The 19927-nt window shown below is 60.9% G+C and carries 13 protein-coding genes and 2 pseudogenes; 3 read left to right on the top strand and 12 right to left on the bottom strand.

Going from position 1 to position 19927, the window contains the following annotated elements; all coding sequences use genetic code 11:
* On the top strand, positions 1–982 hold a 982-nt coding region (locus CAK78_RS15445), incomplete at its 5' end, for a YfcC family protein (protein ID WP_254924799.1).
* Between the two features lie 432 nt (positions 983–1414).
* Positions 1415–3046 (top strand): mechanosensitive ion channel family protein, encoded by a 1632-nt coding sequence (locus tag CAK78_RS15440; protein ID WP_094697854.1) that lies wholly within the window; start codon positions 1415–1417, stop codon positions 3044–3046.
* Positions 3047–3176: 130 nt separating this feature from the next.
* On the opposite strand, the gene CAK78_RS15435 is transcribed toward CAK78_RS15440, so the two are convergent.
* Complete coding sequence (locus tag CAK78_RS15435; RefSeq protein ID WP_005302243.1) at positions 3177–4391, bottom strand: pyridoxal phosphate-dependent aminotransferase; 1215 nt, start codon at positions 4389–4391, stop codon at positions 3177–3179.
* A 380-nt stretch (positions 4392–4771) separates the two neighbouring features.
* Here CAK78_RS15435 and CAK78_RS15430 point away from each other — a divergent pair, with 380 nt between their 5' ends.
* Positions 4772–4984, top strand: coding sequence for a DUF1653 domain-containing protein (locus CAK78_RS15430; protein WP_094697853.1), 213 nt, complete (start codon positions 4772–4774; stop codon positions 4982–4984).
* A 57-nt stretch (positions 4985–5041) separates the two neighbouring features.
* Here CAK78_RS15430 and CAK78_RS15425 read toward each other — a convergent pair whose 3' ends face one another.
* From CAK78_RS15425 to CAK78_RS15375, 11 genes and pseudogenes are all read right to left on the bottom strand, one after another.
* Positions 5042–5305: a GrxA family glutaredoxin gene (locus CAK78_RS15425; protein WP_010633640.1), complete on the bottom strand. Its 264-nt coding sequence runs from the start codon at positions 5303–5305 to the stop codon at positions 5042–5044.
* Between the two features lie 142 nt (positions 5306–5447).
* A complete protein-coding gene (gene dacB / locus CAK78_RS15420; RefSeq protein ID WP_094697852.1) occupies positions 5448–6884 on the bottom strand; it encodes a D-alanyl-D-alanine carboxypeptidase/D-alanyl-D-alanine endopeptidase in 1437 nt (478 codons plus the stop codon).
* Positions 6885–7008: 124 nt separating this feature from the next.
* A complete protein-coding gene (locus tag CAK78_RS15415) occupies positions 7009–8769 on the bottom strand; it encodes a DEAD/DEAH box helicase (protein ID WP_094697851.1) in 1761 nt (586 codons plus the stop codon).
* Between the two features lie 113 nt (positions 8770–8882).
* A complete protein-coding gene (locus CAK78_RS15410) occupies positions 8883–9920 on the bottom strand; it encodes an HlyD family secretion protein (protein WP_094697850.1) in 1038 nt (345 codons plus the stop codon).
* Between the two features lie 2 nt (positions 9921–9922).
* Positions 9923–10256, bottom strand: a pseudogene (locus tag CAK78_RS15405) (DUF3302 domain-containing protein).
* Between the two features lie 288 nt (positions 10257–10544).
* Positions 10545–11966, bottom strand: a complete 1422-nt coding sequence (locus tag CAK78_RS15400; RefSeq protein ID WP_094697849.1) for a carbon starvation CstA family protein — start codon at positions 11964–11966, stop codon at positions 10545–10547.
* A gap of 139 nt (positions 11967–12105) precedes the next feature.
* Positions 12106–12810 carry a two-component system response regulator BtsR gene (btsR, locus tag CAK78_RS15395; RefSeq protein WP_094697848.1) on the bottom strand — a complete coding sequence of 235 codons (705 nt, stop codon included), beginning with the start codon at positions 12808–12810 and terminating at the stop codon, positions 12106–12108.
* A 52-nt stretch (positions 12811–12862) separates the two neighbouring features.
* Entirely contained in the window at positions 12863–14533 is a 1671-nt protein-coding gene (locus CAK78_RS15390; protein ID WP_094697847.1) for a sensor histidine kinase, read from the bottom strand.
* A gap of 354 nt (positions 14534–14887) precedes the next feature.
* A complete protein-coding gene (locus CAK78_RS15385; protein ID WP_094697846.1) occupies positions 14888–16123 on the bottom strand; it encodes an HD-GYP domain-containing protein in 1236 nt (411 codons plus the stop codon).
* 109 nt (positions 16124–16232) lie between these two features.
* Positions 16233–18896: a bifunctional acetaldehyde-CoA/alcohol dehydrogenase gene (adhE, locus tag CAK78_RS15380; RefSeq protein ID WP_005302211.1), complete on the bottom strand. Its 2664-nt coding sequence runs from the start codon at positions 18894–18896 to the stop codon at positions 16233–16235.
* Between the two features lie 295 nt (positions 18897–19191).
* A pseudogene (locus CAK78_RS15375) lies at positions 19192–19820 on the bottom strand (2OG-Fe dioxygenase family protein).
* Positions 19821–19927: the final 107 nt, after the last annotated feature.

Below are 19927 nucleotides of genomic sequence, written 5' to 3'. Positions count from 1 at the left end.
GCCGGTGATGATGGCGGCGGGTTTCGATCGCATGGTGGCAGCGGGGATCATCCTGCTCGGCTCCGGGGTCGGGGTGCTCGCCTCCACCGTCAACCCGTTTGCCACCGGCATCGCCTCGGGCTTTGCCGGTATCCCCATCGGTGAGGGGATTGGCCTGCGGGTCGTGCAATGGCTGCTGCTGGTGATCTTCGCCTCCTGGTTCGTGATGCGCTACGCCAAGCAGGTACAGCAGGACAAGTCCCGCTCCGTGCTGGCCGACATCGCCTATGACGACGAGTTCTCCCAGATGAAGAGCGGCAACCTCGCCTTCAGCGGCAAGCAGAAGCTCACCATGCTGGTCTTCTTCGGCACCTTCCTGCTGATGATCTATGCGGTGGTGCCCTGGTCCGATCTGGGCATCGATCTGCTGCCCACCCTGGGCTGGTGGTTCGATGAGCTCTCCACCCTCTTCTTCAGCGCCTCCATCCTGATCGCGCTGATCAACCGGATGCCGGAGTCCAACTATGTGGCAACCTTCCTCAACGGGGCGCGGGATCTCATCGGGGTGGCCCTGGTGGTGGCGGTGGCACGTGGCATCAATGTGGTGATGGAGCATGGGGTCATCATCGACACCATACTGCACTGGGCCGAGGGGCTGGTGAGTGGGCTGTCATCATCGGTGTTCATCCTGATGGCCTATCTGGTACACATCATTCTAAGCTTCTTCATCCCCTCCACCTCGGGGCTGGCGACTGTCTCCATGCCGCTGATGGGGCCGCTGGCGGACTTCTCCGGCATTTCGCGGGATCTGGTGATCACCGCCTACCAGTCCGCCTCCGGCTGGATCAACCTGTTCGCCCCCACCGCCGCCCACCTGGTGGCGGGGCTGGCGCTCGCCAGGATCCCCTACGATCGCTTCGTGCGCTGGGTGTTGCCCTTCATCATCGGGGTGGCCCTCATCACCATGGCGGTGCTGGTGGCCGGGGCACTGCTGCAGGGGTGATAAGCAGACCGCTGTCTCGATGAAACAGGGCCGCTCAACCGGGGTTGAGCGGCCCTGTTGTTTACTCATGTCGCGCAGAGCAGGGTGAAAGGCAGCCGCTGGCCCGCTACCTTGACGCGTGATGGTTCAGGAAGAGGAGGCCATGGCGTTCATTTTTATGCGTGCCTCTGGCAGCATATCAATATGAGTCCTTATTGAGGTGCCAACCAGGTGGCGTGAGCGCAGTGGCAGAATGCGATGTCGCCCCTTTCGCCGCTGCTACCGCAGTGCTATTACTGCTGGTGATCTTTGTTATGACTCGACTTTTTGCAAGCGCGGGCGATGAGCCCTATGTGTCATGGATGACGTCAGGAGAGGGATAGTGGGCCGTTGCCCCGTCCGTTGCCGAACGTGGTCATCATGATGAAACCTGACGGTCACGAGGGAGAGGTTATGGGGCACAGAGGGATCATCAGGCTGGCAGGGATGCTGCTGGCCCTGCTCATGGTCAATAGCGGGTGGGCGGCGGAGCCGAGGCTGGAGCCGACCGAGCAGGAGCGGGCCCAGACCCTGACCCTGTTTCACGAACCCATAGTGATGCTGCAGGCGAAGTTTGGTCGCCTGGACGGGGCGGCCCGGGTGCGGATCGTCAAGGAGCGGGTACAACAACTGCAGCCCGAGGATCTGACCCATCCGGTGACCGTGATCAGCTCGACCCGCCTCGGTCAGGAGGCCAGGGAGTTCAGGCTCAATGACAAGCACCTGCTGGTGTTGCTGGAAAAAGATCTGGAGTGGCTCGATGAGCTGACCCTGGATCAGGCCGCAGAGCGGGTACGGTTGCGGCTGGAAAATGTGCGAGTCAAGGTGCTGGAGCTGCACTCCAACGCCTACCTGCTCAAGGCGGCGGGCAAGACGCTGCTGGTGACCCTGCTGTTTCTGATGGTGGTTCAGTTGCTGCGGCGGGGGCACCAGCGGGCGCGTCGCTGGTTTGCCAATCAGCTGCTGCAGCAAAAGGGGCTGATCCCCCATCAATGGCGTCAGGTGCTCGGCAATCTGGAGATCCGCGTCATCGGTATGCTCACCTGGCTGGTGATCCTGCTGCTCACCTATGGCTGGCTCACCTATGTGCTGGGGCTGTTCCCGCATACCCGGGTCTGGAGCGAGCAGCTGGGCTCCTCCCTGCTGGGGCTGTGCAGCGACATCCTGAGCGGGATCATCGCCGCCATGCCGGGGCTGGCGACCGTGCTGGTCATCTTCGTGCTGACCAAGCTGTTCATCCGCATGCTGGGGGTCATCTTTGCGCGCATCGAGCGCGGCCATTTCCGGGTGCAGGGGCTGCACTCCGAGACGATAGGGGCGACCCGCCGCCTGCTCTCCGTGGTGATCTGGCTGTTTGCCCTGACCGTCGCCTATCCCTATCTGCCGGGGGCGGATTCGGACGCCTTCAAGGGGGTGAGCGTCTTCTTCGGTCTGATGGTGACCCTGGGCTCGGCCGGGATCATGAACCATGCCATGAGTGGCCTGGTGCTGATCTACTCGCGGGCCCTGCGGCCGGGGGATCTGGTGCAGATAGGGGAGGTGGAGGGGGTTGTCACCGAGCTGAGCGCCCTCTCGACCAAGCTGGTGACCCGCCACGATCACGAGGTGACCCTGCCCAACGCCGTGGTGGTAGGGGGCAAGGTGACCAATCTGAGCCGGCTGGCAAGCGACAAGGGCATTGCCCTGCTCACCAAGGTCACCATCGGTTATGACACTCCCTGGCGTCAGGTGCACGCCATGCTGGAGCTGGCGGCCAGGCGCTGCCAGCTGATCAATCAGGAGCAGGCCCCGCTGGTGCGCCAGCTCAATCTGCAGGACTGGTACGTGGAGTACGAACTGCAGGTGCGAATGAAAGAGGGGCTGTTGCCCGGCCCGGTCAGAACCGAGTTGCACGGCCACATCCAGGATGTGTTCAACGAGTTCGGGGTGCAGATCATGTCCCCCAATTTCGTGGCTCAGCCGGAGCAGGCGGTGTTGGTGCCCCGCGAGCAGTGGTATCAGGCTCCCGCCGTGCCGCCTGCCGAAGTGGCCACCGGGGAGAAATAGCCCGCAACGCGGGCCTTGCGACGGGACTCTCTCGCCATAAAAAAATCCGAAGCGGTGCAGACCGCTTCGGATTTTTTATGGTCGACCAGCGGCAGGCTGGCAGCAGGCCAAGGCAGACGCCGTGTTCCGGTTACTGCTTGTAACCCTTGAGGAAGCGGGCGAGGCGGCCGATGGCCTCTTCCAGCTCCTCTTCGCGGGGCAGGAACACCAGTCGGAAGTGATCCGGCGCCGGCCAGTTGAAGCCGGTGCCCTGCACCAGCAAGAGCTTCTCCTGCTGCAGCAGGTCGAACACCATCTTCTGGTCGTCGCGAATGTCATACACCTTGGGATCGAGGCGCGGGAACATGTAGAGCGCCCCCTTGGGCTTGACGCAGGAGACCCCGGGGATCTCGTTCAAAAGCTCCCAGGCCTTGTCACGCTGGCGGCGCAGGCGCCCGCCCGGCAGGATCAGCTCGTTGATGCTCTGATAGCCGCCAAGGGCGGTCTGGATGGCGTGCTGCATCGGCACGTTGGCACACAGCCGCATGGAGGCCAGCATCTCCAGCCCCTCGATGTAGCCTTTGGCACGGCCCTTGGGTCCGGTGATGACCATCCAGCCCTGGCGAAAGCCGCAGGCGCGGTAGGCCTTGGAGAGGCCATTGAAGGTCACCACCATCACATCGTCGCACAGGGTGCAGACGCTGGTGTGGGAGATGTCGTCGTAGAGGATCTTGTCGTAAATCTCGTCGGCGAAGATGATGAGGTTGTGCTGGCGGGCGATCTCGATCACCTCCAGCAAAAACTCGCTGCCGTAGACGGCGCCGGTCGGGTTGTTGGGGTTGATCAGCACCAGGCCGCGGGTGCGCGGAGTGATGCGGGCGCGGATGTCGTCGAGATCCGGATACCAGTCGGCCCCTTCGTCGCAGCGATAGTGCACCGCATGACCGCCGGAGAGAGTCACCGCCGCGGTCCACAGCGGATAGTCGGGGGAGGGCACCAGCATCTCGTCGCCGTTGTTGAGCAGCGCCTGCATCGCCATCACGATGAGCTCGCTGGCGCCGTTGCCGATGTAGATGTCGTCGATGTCGACCTTGCGCATTCCCTTCTGCTGGTAGTACTGCATCACCGCCTTGCGGGCGGAGAAGAGCCCCTTGGAGTCGCAGTAGCCCTGGCTCTGGGGCATGTTGAGGATCACATCCTTGATGATCTCTTCCGGCGCCTCGAAGCCGAATGGGGCCGGGTTGCCGATGTTGAGCTTGATGATGCGGTGGCCTTCGTCTTCGAGACGGCGAGCTTCTTTATGCACCGGGCCGCGGATGTCATAGCAGACATCGTCGAGCTTGTGCGACTTGTCGATTGTGAACATGGTGAGTGTGATTCCTTCCCCATGGGGATGCGTTGGCGAAAAAGGCGGTTTTTAGTATCAAATTTCTTTTCCCCTATTCTTCACAGAATTGAATGCTAGAACAATCCTCTTTTTAGTAGAATTCCCTGATTTTTAGCCCTGAAACAGGGTTGTCAAAACGTTAAATTCAGCACGATCGTTTGTGTGAACCAAGGTTATCCAGTGAAAGATGAGGGGCTCATTAACAAAGCTACCCGACTGTGTTGAAATATTCACGCTCGCTGGCACGATTGGCTTGCGTGAAAAATGCCGTTCTTTTTGCCCACGGCGGCCAAAAACAGGACCCGACGCGCGCTGCCAGGCCTGTCCGGACCCCGTCCCCACACCATGGAGAAGTCATCATGCAAGCCCCCGCCGCCGGTCGTTATAGTCATTTCAAGGGTGGTTATTATCAGGTGCTGACCCTGGCCCTGCACACCGAGACCGGGGAGCAGCTGGTGGTCTATCAATCGGAGCAGGATGGCGCCGTCTATGCCCGTCCCGTGGTCATGTTCATGGAGTGGATCGAACATCAGGGTCAGGTGGTGAGCCGCTTCAGCCCGGTGGCGGAGTGACGCCGGGGAACGACCATGAAAAAAGGCGCCTGATGGCGCCTTTTTTACAACGTGAACTTACTGGTAGAGACCCAGGTTCTCTTTGGCATAGGCTTCGAAATCGGTGCAGCCACCGATGTGCTGCTCGTCCAGGAAGATTTGCGGCACGGTATTGACCGGCTTGCCGGCACTCTTGGCCAGATCTTCCTTGGTGATGCCCTCGGCGTGGATGTCCACGTAGCGGAATTTGAAATCGTCACGCTGTTCGACCAGTTGCTCGGCAATCTGCTTGGCACGGACACAATAGGGGCAACCAGGACGACCAAAAATCACTGCAAACATGTTCTCTCTCCATTCATTTGAGGCTGGGCACAGGATAGCCCCGCCTCGTGACTAGTCAAAGTGGAAATTGTCGATACGGCCGTTCGCCATCTTCGATAAGGCGCACTGCGCCGGCCGTCATCGTCACTCACCTCGCAGCGGATCAACCCTCATCGGCGATCTGGATCGGCTGCTGCTGGTAGATGCTCTCCAGCACCCCTTTCTCGAACACGGTCCAGGGCCAGGCTGCCTTGCTGGCGCGGTAACGCTCGTGGGTGGCCGGATCCTGCGACAGGCCGCGCTGGAACATCACGAACGCCTTGCGCTGGCCGCCGGCGGTGTCGATGAAGCCCACCAGGTTGGAGGTACCGGTGATGGTGCCGGTCTTGGCGTGCACCTTGTTCTTCATCATGGGGGCGGTGACGCTGCGCCGCCAGGCCAGGGTGCCGTCCACCTGGGAGCTTGGCAGCAGCTTGATGAGACCGAGCTCCGCGTCATTTTTCTGGATGAAGTTGAGCACCGACAGCATCTGGCGGGCGCTGATGAGGTTGTGGGCGGAGAGGCCCGAACCGTCGGCCAGGGTGGCGTTGCCCAGATCGATGCCGTTCTTGGTCAGGATGGCGCGCACCGCCATGGTGCCGCTGCGATAGCTGCCCGGCTTGTTGTAGTAGTGGCGGCCGACGGTCTTGAGGAAGGTATCGGCGTAGAGGTTGTCCGATTTCTTCAACATCTTGGCCAGCATCACCGGCAGGGAGACCGAGTAGTGGGTCCCCAGGGTTTCGGCATTGTCCGGCGACTTGTGGGTAACGCGCAGCAGGCCGTCATGCTTGATGCCGGCCCGGTCCATGGCCCAGCGGATGTTGTCCCAGCCCCAGGCTTCCACGTCGTGGATGGCGAAACGCAGCCCCTGGGGCTCCTTGTTCGGGGTGATGCAGCCCTTGAGCTCGTAGAAGTTGCCCTTGGCCATGTCCACTTCCAGCGCACAGAACTGGCGCGCCATGTCGCCATAGCTCATCACCTCCACGTTGTCGGCACCGACCCCGATGGGGACCCCGGTGGCCACGTTGCCCACCGCAGGCTTGCCGATCTGGGTGGCGGTGATGGTGGCGTAGGCGCAGTTCTTGTCGATGATGACCGAGGAGACGGGGGCGGCGAAGCAGAGGGTCTGATCCCCCCAGGACCAGCCGTTGCCGCGCTCGTAGCCGTTGTAGGCGCCGGTGTTGACGTAGACGTTGCCCTTGATCTGGTTGACCCCGAGCTGCTTGAACAGGGCCAGCAGGTCCATCCGTGACAGGGTAGGGTCACCGACGAAGTTGATCCAGATATCACCGTTGATGACATTGCCCAGCTTGGCTCCAGGCTGGGCCTGGATGTCGGTGGCGAAGCGGAAGTCGGCGCCGAGCTCGAGACGGGCCGCCAGCGCGGTAAGCACCTTCATGGTGGAGGCGGGGGCGATCATCTGGTCCGCATGGCGGGCAAACTCGATGCCGTTGTTGCCCTGCACCACGATGGCGTACTGGCCCCCCTGGGGGGGCGTCAGCGGGGCGGCCTGGGCCGCCAGGGAAAAGAGAGCACAAAAACCAATCAACAGCCGCTGCATAACATCCTCTAACGTGACGAAGGGGCCCGGCAGTGGGCCGGCCCTGATAACTCAAACCTTGTTGTACCCGCCGATGCCTGTTCGGCCGTGGCAACGCAATTCATACGCCTTATGCCGGTCGCCATCACGTCAGTGAATTGGCGGTGCGATAGCGGCCGTCATAATCAAAAATCTTCTCTTTGATCTGCCAGAAGCGCCCTGACTTGCGGGCGATGACAAAATCGGGGTGGCGAAACTGATGTTCCACCGCCAGCACGCTCGCCAGGGTGGCAAATTCGGGCTCCAGCCCCGGGGCGGGCCAATGATGACGCACAAAGTGCTGTTGAAACAAGCGCCGTGCGCCTGCCGAGTGAAATCCGAAGTACTCATTGAGGGTGAGGCCATCCTCGTCGTGATAGACCACCTCCAGCCGCTCCCCCTGTTTGCCGCGCCCGGCCGTCAAGGTCAGCCCCGCGCAGCGGATCACCATGCAGTCCTTGAGATTGAGCGCCTCCTTGAGCTTGTCGTCAGGGTCCACCAGCAACTGATCGCAGCTCTGGCAACGGCGGGCGGCGATGTCGTTTTCACCGCCGCAGGCGGGGCAGATCTTGGCGCGAAAGCGGTAGTCGCACTCCTCGCGGTTGCCCTCGTCATCTTCAAACAGCCCCTGACAGCGGCGGCCGTAGTGCTCGATCACCTTGCCATCCTCGCCGGTCTTGCCCCAGAAGGTGTTGGCAAAGCCGCAGGCGGGGCAGGGCACCTGCACCGGCTCGGTGCAGGCATGGGGCCTGGGCTCCCCCACTTCGGGAGCGAACAGGTTGAAGTTGTTGCCCGCATAGTCGAGCACCAGACAGTCGGTCTTGCCGGGCGACAGGCGCAGCCCCCTGCCCACGATCTGCTGGTAGAGCGAGACCGACTCGGTGGGGCGCAGCATCACGATGAGGTCGACGTGGGGGGCATCGAAGCCGGTGGTGAGCACCGCCACGTTGACCAGAAACTTGAGCTCGCGCGCCTTGAAGGCGCTGATGAGGGCGTCGCGCTCCGGCCCCGGGGTGTCACCTGTGATTAGGGCCGCCAGCTCCCCTCTGGCACCCAGCAGGCCGTGAATTTCCCGGGCATGCTCGACGGTGGCGGCGAAGATCATCACCCCCTGCCGCTCGCGGGCATACTCCAGTACCTGGCTCAGGATATGGGGGGTGACCCGCTCCTGACGCTTGAGCTCGCCGTTGAGATCCGCCTCGCTGAAGAGGCCATTCTCCCGCGGTACCAGACGGCTGAAGTCGTAGTGGACGATGGGGGCATCCACCATGCGCGGCGGCGTCAGGTAGCCGTTCTTGACCATGAAGCGCAGCGGCAGCTCGAACACGCAGTCGCCGAACAGCCGCTCGCCGTGGCTCTTGACCATGCCGTGGTAGTGGCGCCGGTAGATCCAGCCCAGCCCGAGCCGATAGGGGGTGGCGGTGAGGCCGAGGATCTTGAGGGCCGGATTGGCGGCCTTGAGGTGGCCTAACACCTGATGGTACTGGCTGTCATCATCGAGCGAGACCCGGTGGCACTCGTCGATGATGAGCAGCGAAAACGCGCCGTCGAAGGCGTCCAGATTGCGCGCCACCGACTGCACCGAACCGAACACCACCTGGGCGCGGGCCTCCTTGCGATTGAGGCCGGCGGCGAAGATGTCGGCCTGGAGGCCCCAGGCTTCGTACTTGGCGTGGTTCTGCTCCACCAGCTCCTTGACGTGAGCCAGCACCAGCACCCGGCCACGCGCCTTGCGGGCCAGCTCGGCGATCACCAGACTCTTGCCGGCCCCGGTGGGCAGCACCACCACGGCGGGATCCGGGTGCTTGCGAAAGTGGCTGATGACGGCGTTGACGGCATCGGTCTGGTAGGGTCTGAGAACGAACATGCAGGCTGGGTATATCGACGAGGGGCGGAGCAGGGTGGCGCCATTATAGGGAACTTGGCGCCAAAAAACAGCGGGCCGGCATGGTGCCGGCCCGCTGGCTGCGTCGTTGCGGCTTAGTGGAAGGGGAAGATGTAGTTCATCCAGCTGGCCATGCGCAGCAGTACCTTGCGCATGATGGCCACGTGATGGAAATGCTTGGTGTAGATGGCCGCCTGACCGCTGGAGCCGGCGATCACCTGATACTCCTGCCAGCGCGGGTCGGTGATCTTGATGCGCACCGGCAGGCGGCCGGGGATCACCGCCGAGCTCTGGTCGAGCAGTGCCGCATTGGCCTGCACGTTGCCCGAGGCGATGGCGGGGATCACTGCTTCTACTTCGCCCTTGAAGATCTTGCCGGGGATGCCGTCGATCACCACTTCGGCCTCGTCTCCCACCGCCAGGCGCTGCATGCTGTTTTGCCAGAACCAGCCGACGTAGGCGTTGTCGTCCTCATGGATGAAGGTCATCACAGGGCGATACATGAAGGGGGTGGCGATCATGCCCGGGCGCAGGGCCAGCTGTACCACATGGCCGTCGCTCGGGGCATAGACCACGGTCTGGTCGAGCTGGTACTTGGCTTCGCGCAGCTGGGCCCGCACATCGTCCAGGGTGGCTTGTTGCTGATCGAGCTGGGCGACCAGATCGTCGACGTTGGCCTGGGTCACGTCCAGATCGCGCTGCTTGCCGATGCCGCGGCGCATCAGCTCGGCGGCGCGATCCCGGTCGAGCTTGGCCGAGCGCATGCGCGCCTCGATGGATTTGAGGTGCTCCTCGTTGGAGCTGACCCTGGCTTCCAGGCTCGCGGCGCGTTGGCGGAACGGCTCGTCGTCGATACGAAACAGCACGTCACCCTTCTTCACTTTCTGGTCCGGCTTGACCGCGACCTCGCTGACCCGGCCCTTGACCAGGGGAACGATGGGGGTGGAGACGTAGTAGTTGCGCGCCATCTCGGAGTAGGGGTGGTTGTAGTTCATCAGCATGATGAGGGTGCCGATGAGCAGCACGCCGCCCAGCACGGCGGTGGGCACGGTCCACTTGTTGAGCGGGATGCGGAAGATTTTGAAGACAGCTACACAGATGGCGGTGTAGGTAAGTACCAGCAAGAGATCCATGATCACTCCCTCTCTTGGGTCAGCTGATCGAGGCGGCTGCGCAGGGCGGCGACCTCATCCTTGAGCTCGGCGAGATGCTTCTCGTCGCGCTCGATACGCTGGCTAAAGCCCCAGCCCCGGTCTTCCCGGTAGAGCGTCGCCCAGATCCAGAGGAAGGGCCACAGCACATGCAGGGTGAACAGGCTGACCCAGCCGGCCACGTGAATGGCATCCTGATGGGGGTGTTGACGATGCTTGGCTATTTCATAGGGAATGTCGTGAATGACGATGACCCCGTAAAAGATGACCAAACCCACAAAAAAAAAGCAGACCAAGAGCAAAATAATCGAGTGTCATTTATGCCTCCACTGGCGTGACGCGCAGCATTGTCATTGGATCCCGGGTTCTGCACTGCAAGCAGAAACCTGATTTCCATCCTGTTGGGCCCGAAATCTTAAGCATTTTTGTTGTACTGAAGCTTAAGTAGTTTTGAAATCGTCAGGATAGCTGACGGTATTATTGGGGCGAGTCCATAAAGTCGTTTCCATGACAAGGACTTACGCAGGGAGTATGGCACCAGTGAGGGGGAATTAGCAGCAAAAAAAGGAGCCTTTATGGCTCCTTTTCTGACATGTTTGGCGTGGATCAGCTTTCGCTGGCCTTGCCGATCAGGGCGGGTCTGAACTTCATCAGGAAGGCGACGGTTACCACCAGGGTGCTGGCAAGACCGATGAGGGTGGAGACGCCCATCTCCAGCCCGAACCCGATGGGGGCGTTGGCCAAGTAGGTGAACACCACGGCGGTCATGAACATGGCCGGCAAGGTGCAGACCCAGTGCAGCTTGCCCTCTTTGGCGAGGTAGGCGGCGGCGGCCCACAGCATCATCACGGCGGTGGTCTGGTTGGCCCAGCCGAAGTAGCGCCAGATCACTCCGAACTCGGCCTTGGAAATGATGAAACCGAGGATGAACATGGGGATGGCGATGAGCAGTCGCTTGGCCATCGGTTTCTGGGTCAGGTTCAGGAAGTCCGCCACGATGAGGCGGGCACTGCGAAACGCGGTGTCACCGGAGGTGATGGGCAGGATCACCACGCCGAGGATGGCCAGGATGCCGCCAACGGTACCGAGCAGGCTGGTGGAGACCTCGTGCACCACGGCAGAGGGGCCGCCGCTTGCCAGGGTGGCGTTGAGCGCTTCTGTGCTGTCGTAGAAAGAGAGACCCAGGGTGCACCAGATGAGGGCGATGATCCCTTCACCGATCATGGCCCCGTAGAAGATGAAGCGGCCGGATTTCTCGTTTTGCATGCAGCGCGCCATCAGCGGGGACTGGGTGGCGTGAAAGCCGGACACGGCGCCGCAGGCGATGGTGATGAACAGCAGCGGCCAGAGCGGCAGCTCGGTCGGGTGCAGGTTGGAGAAGTCCATCCCGGTGTTGTAGAAGCCTTTGCCGGAGACGATGAGGCCGATGATGAGGCCGACCGACATGAACACCAGCAGGGCGCCGAAGATGGGGTAGAAGCGGCCGATGATCTTGTCGATGGGGACTATGGTCGCCAGGATGTAGTAGGCGAAGATGGCCGCAATCCAGTAGACCAGGTCGGTAGAGGTGAGGTTGGCCAAGAGGCCCGCCGGGCTCAGCACGAACACCACGCCCACCAGCATCAAGAGCACCACGGCGAACAGGTTCATGAAGTGCTTGGCAGCTGTGCCCAGGTGCTCACCGACCACGGTCGGTACCGAGGCGCCCTTGGCGCGCACTGACAGCATGCCGGAGAAGTAGTCGTGAACCGCACCGGCGAAGATGCAGCCGAAGACGATCCAGAGCATGGCGACCGGGCCATAGAGGGCACCCAGGATGGGGCCGAAGATGGGGCCGACGCCGGCGATGTTGAGCAACTGCACCAGGTAGACCTTCTTGTCCGACATGGGGACATAGTCCACCCCGTCCGCCATGGTGATGGCGGGGGTTTTCAGCTCGGGTTTTGGCCCGAATATCCGCTCGATGAATTTGCCGTATACGAAGTAGCCGGCTATCAACAAGCCGACACAGAGGAAGAACCAGATCATTGCTACGCTCCTGCTTTGTTATTTTTGGTGTGCGCGGCCAGTGTAGGGGCTTGCACTGTTAACGGCAGGTAAAAAGGGGCGAGCGGCCGTATGGCGACCCGAGCGGTTGGCGCTCGTGATCCGGCTCACACCGCGCGGCTCACTCCAGCCCGAGCTGCTCCTTCAACTCCTTCAGGTAGCGGCGGCTGACCGGCACCTGGGCACCGCTCGGGGTCACTATCTCCGCCAGCTGATTCTCCAGCAGCCGGATTTCAAAGATGGCGGTCGGGGCCACCAGGTACTGGCGGTGGCAGCGCAGCAACGGGGTCTTCTCTTCCAGGGATTTGAGGGTGAGCTGGGTGTGAAACAGCTCGCCCTGGCTCGCCACGTGCACGCCGCCGAGATCGGAGAAGGCGTACTCCACCTGTTCCATGGGCAGCAGCCGCACCCGGTTGTGCAGATAGCCCGGGATGTGGCGAATGGCGGGGGCGATCGCAGTCATGGGCTGCGGGCTGAGATCCTGTCTCAGCCGTGCCAGCGTCTTGGCGAGGCGGGCCGGCTCCACCGGCTTGAGCAGGTAGTCGAAGGCATTCTCCTCGAACGCCTGGATGGCGTAGTCGTCAAATGCGGTGACGAAGACGATGCGGGGCAGGGGATCGAGCATGGCCACCAGCTCCATGCCGCTCAGCTTTGGCATCTGGATGTCGAGAAACACCACGTCGGGTCTGAGCCGCTGAATGAGCGGCAGCGCCTCGATGGCGTTGGCGGCCGTCCCCAGCAGCTCGATATCGGGCTCGGCGGCCAGCTGCTGCATCAGCTCCTCGCGGGCATACGGCTCGTCATCGACGATGAGGGTGCGGATCATGATGTTCTCCTGCGTGGCTGGGGGGCAAAACTGGCGTGGTGTGACGGCCGGATCATGACGCCTCCCTGGGCAGGGTGACGGAGACCCGGGTCCAGCAGTCGGGCTCGCAGCTGACGCTCAGGCCGTAGCGGTTGCCGAAAGCACTCTTGAGGCGCCGATCCACCAGGGTCATGCCGAGCCCGTCACCGGCCGGTTTCTCCTGCCAGGTGCCGGCATTGTCCTCCACGTGGATGGTGACCCGATCCGCCGTCTGCTCGGTGTAGAGGCGAATGCGCCCCTGCTCCAGCAGGGTGGAGATGCCGTGCTTGATGGCGTTTTCAATCAGTGGCTGCAGAGTGAAGCTCGGCAGCTTGAGGCCGGCGAGGTCGGGCGGGATGTCGTTTTGCACCGTCAGCCGGTCGCCAAAGCGGGCCAGCTCGATCTCCAGATAGGATTGGCAGTGCTCCTGCTCCTCCTGCAGGGTGGCCAGCCCGCTCTGGCGCTTGAGGTTCTTGCGAAAGAACAGGGAGAGGTGGAGCAGCAGCTGGCGCGCCCGCTCGGGCTCACGCCGGGTGATGGCGCTGATGGTGTTGAGGGTGTTGAACAGAAAGTGGGGGTTGATCTGGGCCTGCACCAGCTTGAGCTCTGACTGCACCAGCAGTCGCTGCTGCTGCTCCAGCCGGCCGGTCAGCAGCTGCTGGGAGAGCAGGTTGGCGATCCCTTCTCCCAGGGTGTGGTTGATCTTGAGAAACAGCCGCTTCTTGGGTTCATACAGCTTGATGGTGCCGATCACCCCCTCGTCGCCGTGCAGCGGGATCACCAGCACAGAGCCGAGCTGGCACTGGGGCGAGATGCTGCAGCGGTAGGGCTGGCTGTTGCCGTCGGCAAACAGCACCTTGTTCTGGGCGATGGCCTGCATGGTGATGGCGGAGGTGATGGGGGTTCCTGGCTTGTGGTGATCTTCCCCCGTGCCGATGAAGGCGAGGATCTTGTCGGTATCCGTGATGGCGACCGCGCCGACCCCGGTCTCTTCCTGCACTATCTGGGCGATGCGGGTGCTGGCTTCGGGGGTGAACCCCTGGCTCATGATCCCCACGGTGCGGTTGGCGATGGTGAGCGCCTTGGCGGAAAAGACTCGGGAGAACTTCTCGTACATCCGCTGCTGATCGCGGATCATGCTGATGAAGAGGGCCGCACCGCAGGAGTTGGCCAGGATCATGGGGGTGGCGATGGTGCGCACCAGCAACAGGGATTTGTCGAATGGGCTGGCCACCAGCAGGATGATCACCATCTGCATGATCTCTGCATAGAGGGTGGTGAAGAAGGCCACCCTGGGCTCGAAGAGAGCGTTGACCTTGCCTGCCCGCATCAGCCGCCAGTGAACCAGGCCTCCCAGCAAGCCTTCGCAGGTGGTGGAGATGGCGCAGGCGAGATCGGTGAATCCCCCCAGGGTATAACGGTGTATCCCGCCGGTCAGCCCCACCAGAAATCCCACCAGCGGGCCTCCCAGCAGGCCCCCCAGCACGGCGCCCACGGCGCGGGTATTGGCGATGGCATCGTCGATATCCAGCCCCACATAGGTACCCAGAATGCAGAAGCCGGAGAAAATGAGGTAGATCAATACCTTGTGGGGCAGCCTGACCGAATAGTTGGCCAGTGGGCGCAGCAGCGGACTCTTGGAAAAGAGGTAGGCGATGACCAGACTGACGCTCATCTGTTGAAGCAGGGAGAGGACCAACTGCATAAAAAACGTTCCTCAGAGTCCGTGCCGAAAAATGCGGCAGTCTTGAATTAAGTGTGATCAGGATCTTGTTCTGTGGGTCATTCTGGCCAGAACGCCGGCGAAGTGTGCCAGAAACGTGGAATAAAACCATATCAAATCAGCATGTTAAATTGATATTTGTGTAATTGCCCAAGGGTTGATATTGCTGAATTGAGCATGAATGTATCCGTTGGATACGCCACACGGAGGTGGCATGCTCCGCCCGGCCAGCAGGCTGGGCGTTTTTTATCCAGGACGCGTGGCAAACCAATTTGAGGGTAATTGGGCAATTATTCAGGTTTGTCCAATGAGTTATCCCCAGCTTCTGGGGATAACTCAGAATGCAAAATAGTAACAGAAGCGCCGGGTCAGGTTGAAAAACAGCCGCTGCCCCTCATCCAGATCCTCCTGTTTGAGAAAGGACTTGATGGTGCGCTCATCCTCCCGCAGGTCGATCATGGCCACCCCTTCCTGTCGCTGTGCCTTGATGTAGGGCAACACCTTGGGCTTGAGGGGCATGGTGGGCTCGGTGGAAAGCACCAGGGCCACCGAGTCGTCGGAGAGCAGCACCAAGGAGCCCGGTGGATAGACCCCCAGTACCTTGATCAGCAGCTTGACCAGATCCTGGTCGAATTTCTTTTGCGACAGCTTGTAGAGCTGGCTGATGGCCTGGCTCGGCGCCGCCGGTGTCGCGCTATTGCGCGGGTGCAGCAGCTCGTCATAGTAATCCACCAACCCGATGATCCGTGCCAGCGGCGGGATCTCCCCCCCCTTGATGCCAAGGGGAAAGCCGCTGCCGTCGAGGCGCTCATGATGCAGGTGGGCCACCTGACGGATCTTGGGCTCGAAGGCCTGCAACTGGGTCAGCATCTCCAGTCCGTACTGGGGGTGCATCTTGAGGAAGTTTTGCTCCGACTTGTTGAGTTCCCCCCGCTTCTGGGTGATCTGGGTCGGGATCTTCAGCTCGCCGATGTCGTGCACCAACCCGGCCAGCCCGGTCTCCTCAATCTCGATGGGGGTCATGCCCAGCTCCCGTGCCATCAACATGGCGATGAAAGCCACGTTCAGGCTGTGCTGCAGCAGGATGTCGGTATGGGGGCTGCGAATGAGGTGCAGCCCGAGTGGGCCCTCGTGGGCGCTGATGCGGGCGGCGGCGTTGCGCACTATCTGCGCCGTGTTGGCGAGCCCTTCGTCCGGCTTGAGGTTGAGGGCGCCCAGGGCATCGCGCAGTTCGGACATGGACTGGCCGAAGGCCTTGTCGGCGGCGCGCAGGGAGCGGCGAAATGCCTTCTCGTCAAACGGGGGAGGGCCGCTATCCTCCGGCTCTTCAACAACGGAGAGGTCGGGGCCTGGGCTCGGAATATCGCCACGCAACAGGGGCTCGAGGGGGAGGTCGCTCTTGTCGGGGTCGACCATCAGCAGATTGAGATCAAGGTGGCGGATGATGTCGAGTTGCTGTTGATCCTTGATCTTGAAGGCATTGAACATAAAAGGGTGATTGGTCCATCCCGTAGGGAGATGGATATAGTGACCGACCCACAACTGTTCTATGGATGCCTGTATCAGCGCCATACGCTCGCTCGCATTTCATGAATGCCTATGAACAAGCTAGCAAAATTAAGCAGATAGACAAACAAAAAAGCCCGCGCATGTGCGCGGGCTCTTGAGTCGACTCAGCTTATCAGGCTTTGGACTTCTTCTTGCCTTCTACTTTGGCATCAACCTTGGCGGCAACCTGGGCCTCCTCGGTGAACGGACGGCCGTAGTAGGTATCCAGCAGGATGGCTTTCAGCTCGCTGATCAGCGGGTAGCGCGGGTTGGCGCCGGTGCACTGGTCATCGAAGGCTTCCACGGCCAGCTGGTCAACCTTGGCCAGGAAGTCGGCCTCGGCGACGCCGGCTTCACGGATGGAGGCCGGGATACCCAGGGTTGCCTTCAGCTCGTCCAGCCATACCAGCAGCTTCTCGATCTTGGCGGCGGTACGGTCACCGGCGGCGGTCAGACCCAGGTGGTCAGCCACTTCGGCGTAGCGACGACGAGCCTGCGGACGGTCGTACTGGGAGAACGCGGTCTGCTTGGTCGGGTTGTCGTTCGCGTTGTAGCGGATGACGTTGCTGATCAGTAGGGCGTTGGCCAGGCCGTGCGGGATGTGGAACTCGGCACCCAGCTTGTGAGCCATGGAGTGGCACACACCCAGGAAGGCGTTGGCGAACGCGATACCGGCGATGGTGGCCGCGTTGTGTACCTTCTCACGAGCGATCGGGTCGTTGGCACCGTTCAGGTAGCTGGAGGGCAGGTAGTCCTTCAGCAGTTTCAGGGCTTGCAGTGCCTGACCGTCGGAGTACTCGTTGGCCAGCACGGAAACATAGGCTTCCATGGCGTGGGTCACGGCATCGATACCACCGAAGGCGCACAGGGATTTGGGCATGCCCATCACCAGGTTGGCGTCGACGATGGCCATGTTCGGGGTCAGCTCGTAGTCGGCCAGCGGGTATTTCACGCCGGTGGCGTCGTCGGTCACGACCGCAAACGGGGTCACTTCAGAACCGGTACCGGACGTGGTGGTGATGCAGACCAGTTCGGCCTTCACGCCCATTTTCGGGAACTTGTAGATACGCTTGCGGATGTCCATGAAGCGCATGGCCAGATCTTCGAACGCGGTGTTCGGGTGCTCGTACATCACCCACATGATCTTGGCCGCATCCATCGGTGAACCACCGCCCAGGGCGACGATCACGTCCGGCTTGAAGGAGTTGGCCATTTCGGCACCCTTGCGCACTACGGACAGGGTCGGGTCGGCTTCAACTTCGTAGAACACTTCCACTTCCATCTTCAGGCCCTTGAGCAGACGAACCACTTCGTCGGCGTAGCCGTTGTTGAACAGGAAGCGGTCGGTCACGATCATGGCGCGCTTCTTGCCTTCCAGGTCGCCCAGGGCGATCGGCAGGGAGCCACGACGGAAGTAGATGGATTTCGGAAGTTTGTGCCACAGCATGTTTTCTGCCCGTTTTGCGACTGTCTTCTTGTTGATCAGGTGCTTGGGACCCACGTTCTCGGAGATGGAGTTGCCACCCCAGGAGCCGCAGCCCAGCGTCAGAGACGGTGCCATCGCGAAGTTGTACAGGTCACCGATACCACCCTGAGTGGTCGGGGTGTTGATCAGGATACGGGCAGTCTTCATCTTGTCGCCGAAGTACTTGATGCGGTCGGCGTTGCGATCCTGGTCGGTATAGAGACCGGAGGTGTGGCCGATACCGCCCAGGTTGACCATGTCGCAGGCCATCTCGACGGCTTCTTCGAAGTTCTTGGCACGGAACAGACCCAGGGTCGGGGAGAGCTTCTCGTGAGCGAACTCTTCCTCTTCACAGATCTTCACGCCTTCACCGATCAGGATCTTGGTGTTGGCAGGCACGGTGACGCCAGACATTTCGGCGATCTTGACCGCAGGCTGACCCACGATGTTGGCGTTCATGGCGCCGTTGATCAGGATGACCTTGCGGACCTTGTCGGCTTCTTCCTTGGACAGCACATAACCATTGTGAGTGGCGAAACGCTCTTTCACCTGGTCGTAGACGGAGTCGACCACGATGGCGGCTTGCTCGGAGGCACAGACCACGCCGTTGTCGAAGGTCTTGGACATCAGGATGGAGGCGACGGCACGCTTCACATCGGCGGTTTCGTCGATGACGACCGGTACGTTACCGGCACCTACGCCGATGGCGGGTTTGCCGGAGGAGTAGGCGGCCTTCACCATGCCCGGGCCACCGGTGGCCAGGATCAGGTTGATGTCGTTGTGCTTCATCAGGGCGTTGGAGAGCTCAACAGAGGGTTGGTCAATCCAGCCGATGATGTCTTTCGGGGCACCGGCGGCAATGGCTGCATCCAGTACCAGCTTGGCAGCGGTATTGGTGGAGTTCTTGGCACGGGGGTGCGGGGAGAAGATGATGGCGTTGCGGGTCTTCAGAGAGATCAGGGACTTGAAGATCGCGGTGGAGGTCGGGTTGGTGGTCGGTACGATACCGCAGATGATGCCTACCGGCTCGGCGATGGTGATGGTACCCATCTCGTCATCTTCGCTGAGGATGCCGCAGGTCTTCTCTTCTTTGTACTTGTTGTAGATGTATTCGGAGGCGAAGTGGTTCTTGATAACCTTGTCTTCGATGATGCCCATACCGGACTCTTCCACGGCCATCTGGGCCAGGGGGATACGGGCGTTGTTGGCGGCCAGGGCGGCGGCACGGAAGATCTTGTCTACCTGCTCTTGCGAGAAGCTGGCGAATTCACGCTGCGCTTCTTTGACGCGGGCAACCAGTGCATCCAGTTCAGCCAAATTGGTTACTGCCATGTTTATCTCCTGATGATTTGAAAACTGTTTAGTAAGACCTTGGCAATGCCCGGCAATTATAGATGCCCTGTCAAGAACAGAATCACCACAACGGGGTATTTACATGCCTTACTAAATCGCTTTCTGAGTCGATTATAGAGCGGGGCTGACTCAGAAAAACTTGATCTGGATCATGTGTAACAAAAGAACAAAAGAAATTTTGTTTCACAATACATGTTTGCCAGATGTTGCGCGGTTGTTTAGTGGGCCAGAGGCGGGATGAATGGGGCGTGAACAGGGGTTCACGCGCCATTTTTCAAGCAGTTAGCACGATCACGTCCCAATGTCCCCGGTGTGGGCCCAGGGGCAGAATGGGGGCGGCATTGTGATAGAAACGGCGATCATCCAGGATCAGATACTCACCGACGTTTAATTGTTGTTGGAAAAATGGTTGTTCTTTTAATCCATGATAGAGCTGCAAGGCGCCGCCGCTGACCCCTTCACTGCCGCAGAAGAAGACCCCGATGAAGTCAAAGCCATCCTGGTGCACCCCCTCCGGCGCGGGCGGGACGCTCTCTCCTTCGCCGGTGACGATATCTGGTGAATGCCGATGGCCTGACCGTCTTCCAGCCGGGTGTGGCGGGCGAACAGTTTCAGCAACTGTATAAAGGAGGGGTGAGCGACGAAGGCAGGCTCCAGCTCGGCATAGGTTCTGGGCACATCCCCCAGAAACTTGTTGATGGCGGCCGCCTGAAAGAAGACGCCGTTGTCGAGGGGCTGAAAGCGGGAGCCCTCTTTCTCCACCCGGCCGTAGCGGCGCTGGCGAAAGCTGCCTTGAATGTAGGGATCAACCGGCAGCCGCCCGAAGAAGCCCTGCAATGGGTTCAGGGTGCCTGCTGGCAGTGCATCCAGGTGCCACTGCAACTTGATGTCCGTATCAATCATCACGAAATCCTTGTTTGCTGAGATGAAATGTTGCGGCCAAACTCCATGGCCAGATAAAACTCGAAGCGATTTTATCAGAGTGTTAAATCGCGACGATCTTTATTAAC

The sequence above is a fragment of the Aeromonas sp. A35_P genome, assembly GCF_002259925.1.
Lineage (GTDB): Bacteria > Pseudomonadota > Gammaproteobacteria > Enterobacterales > Aeromonadaceae > Aeromonas > Aeromonas dhakensis.
Note: the sequence above shows the minus strand (reverse complement) of the source record. Positions and strands in the feature narration are given on the sequence as shown.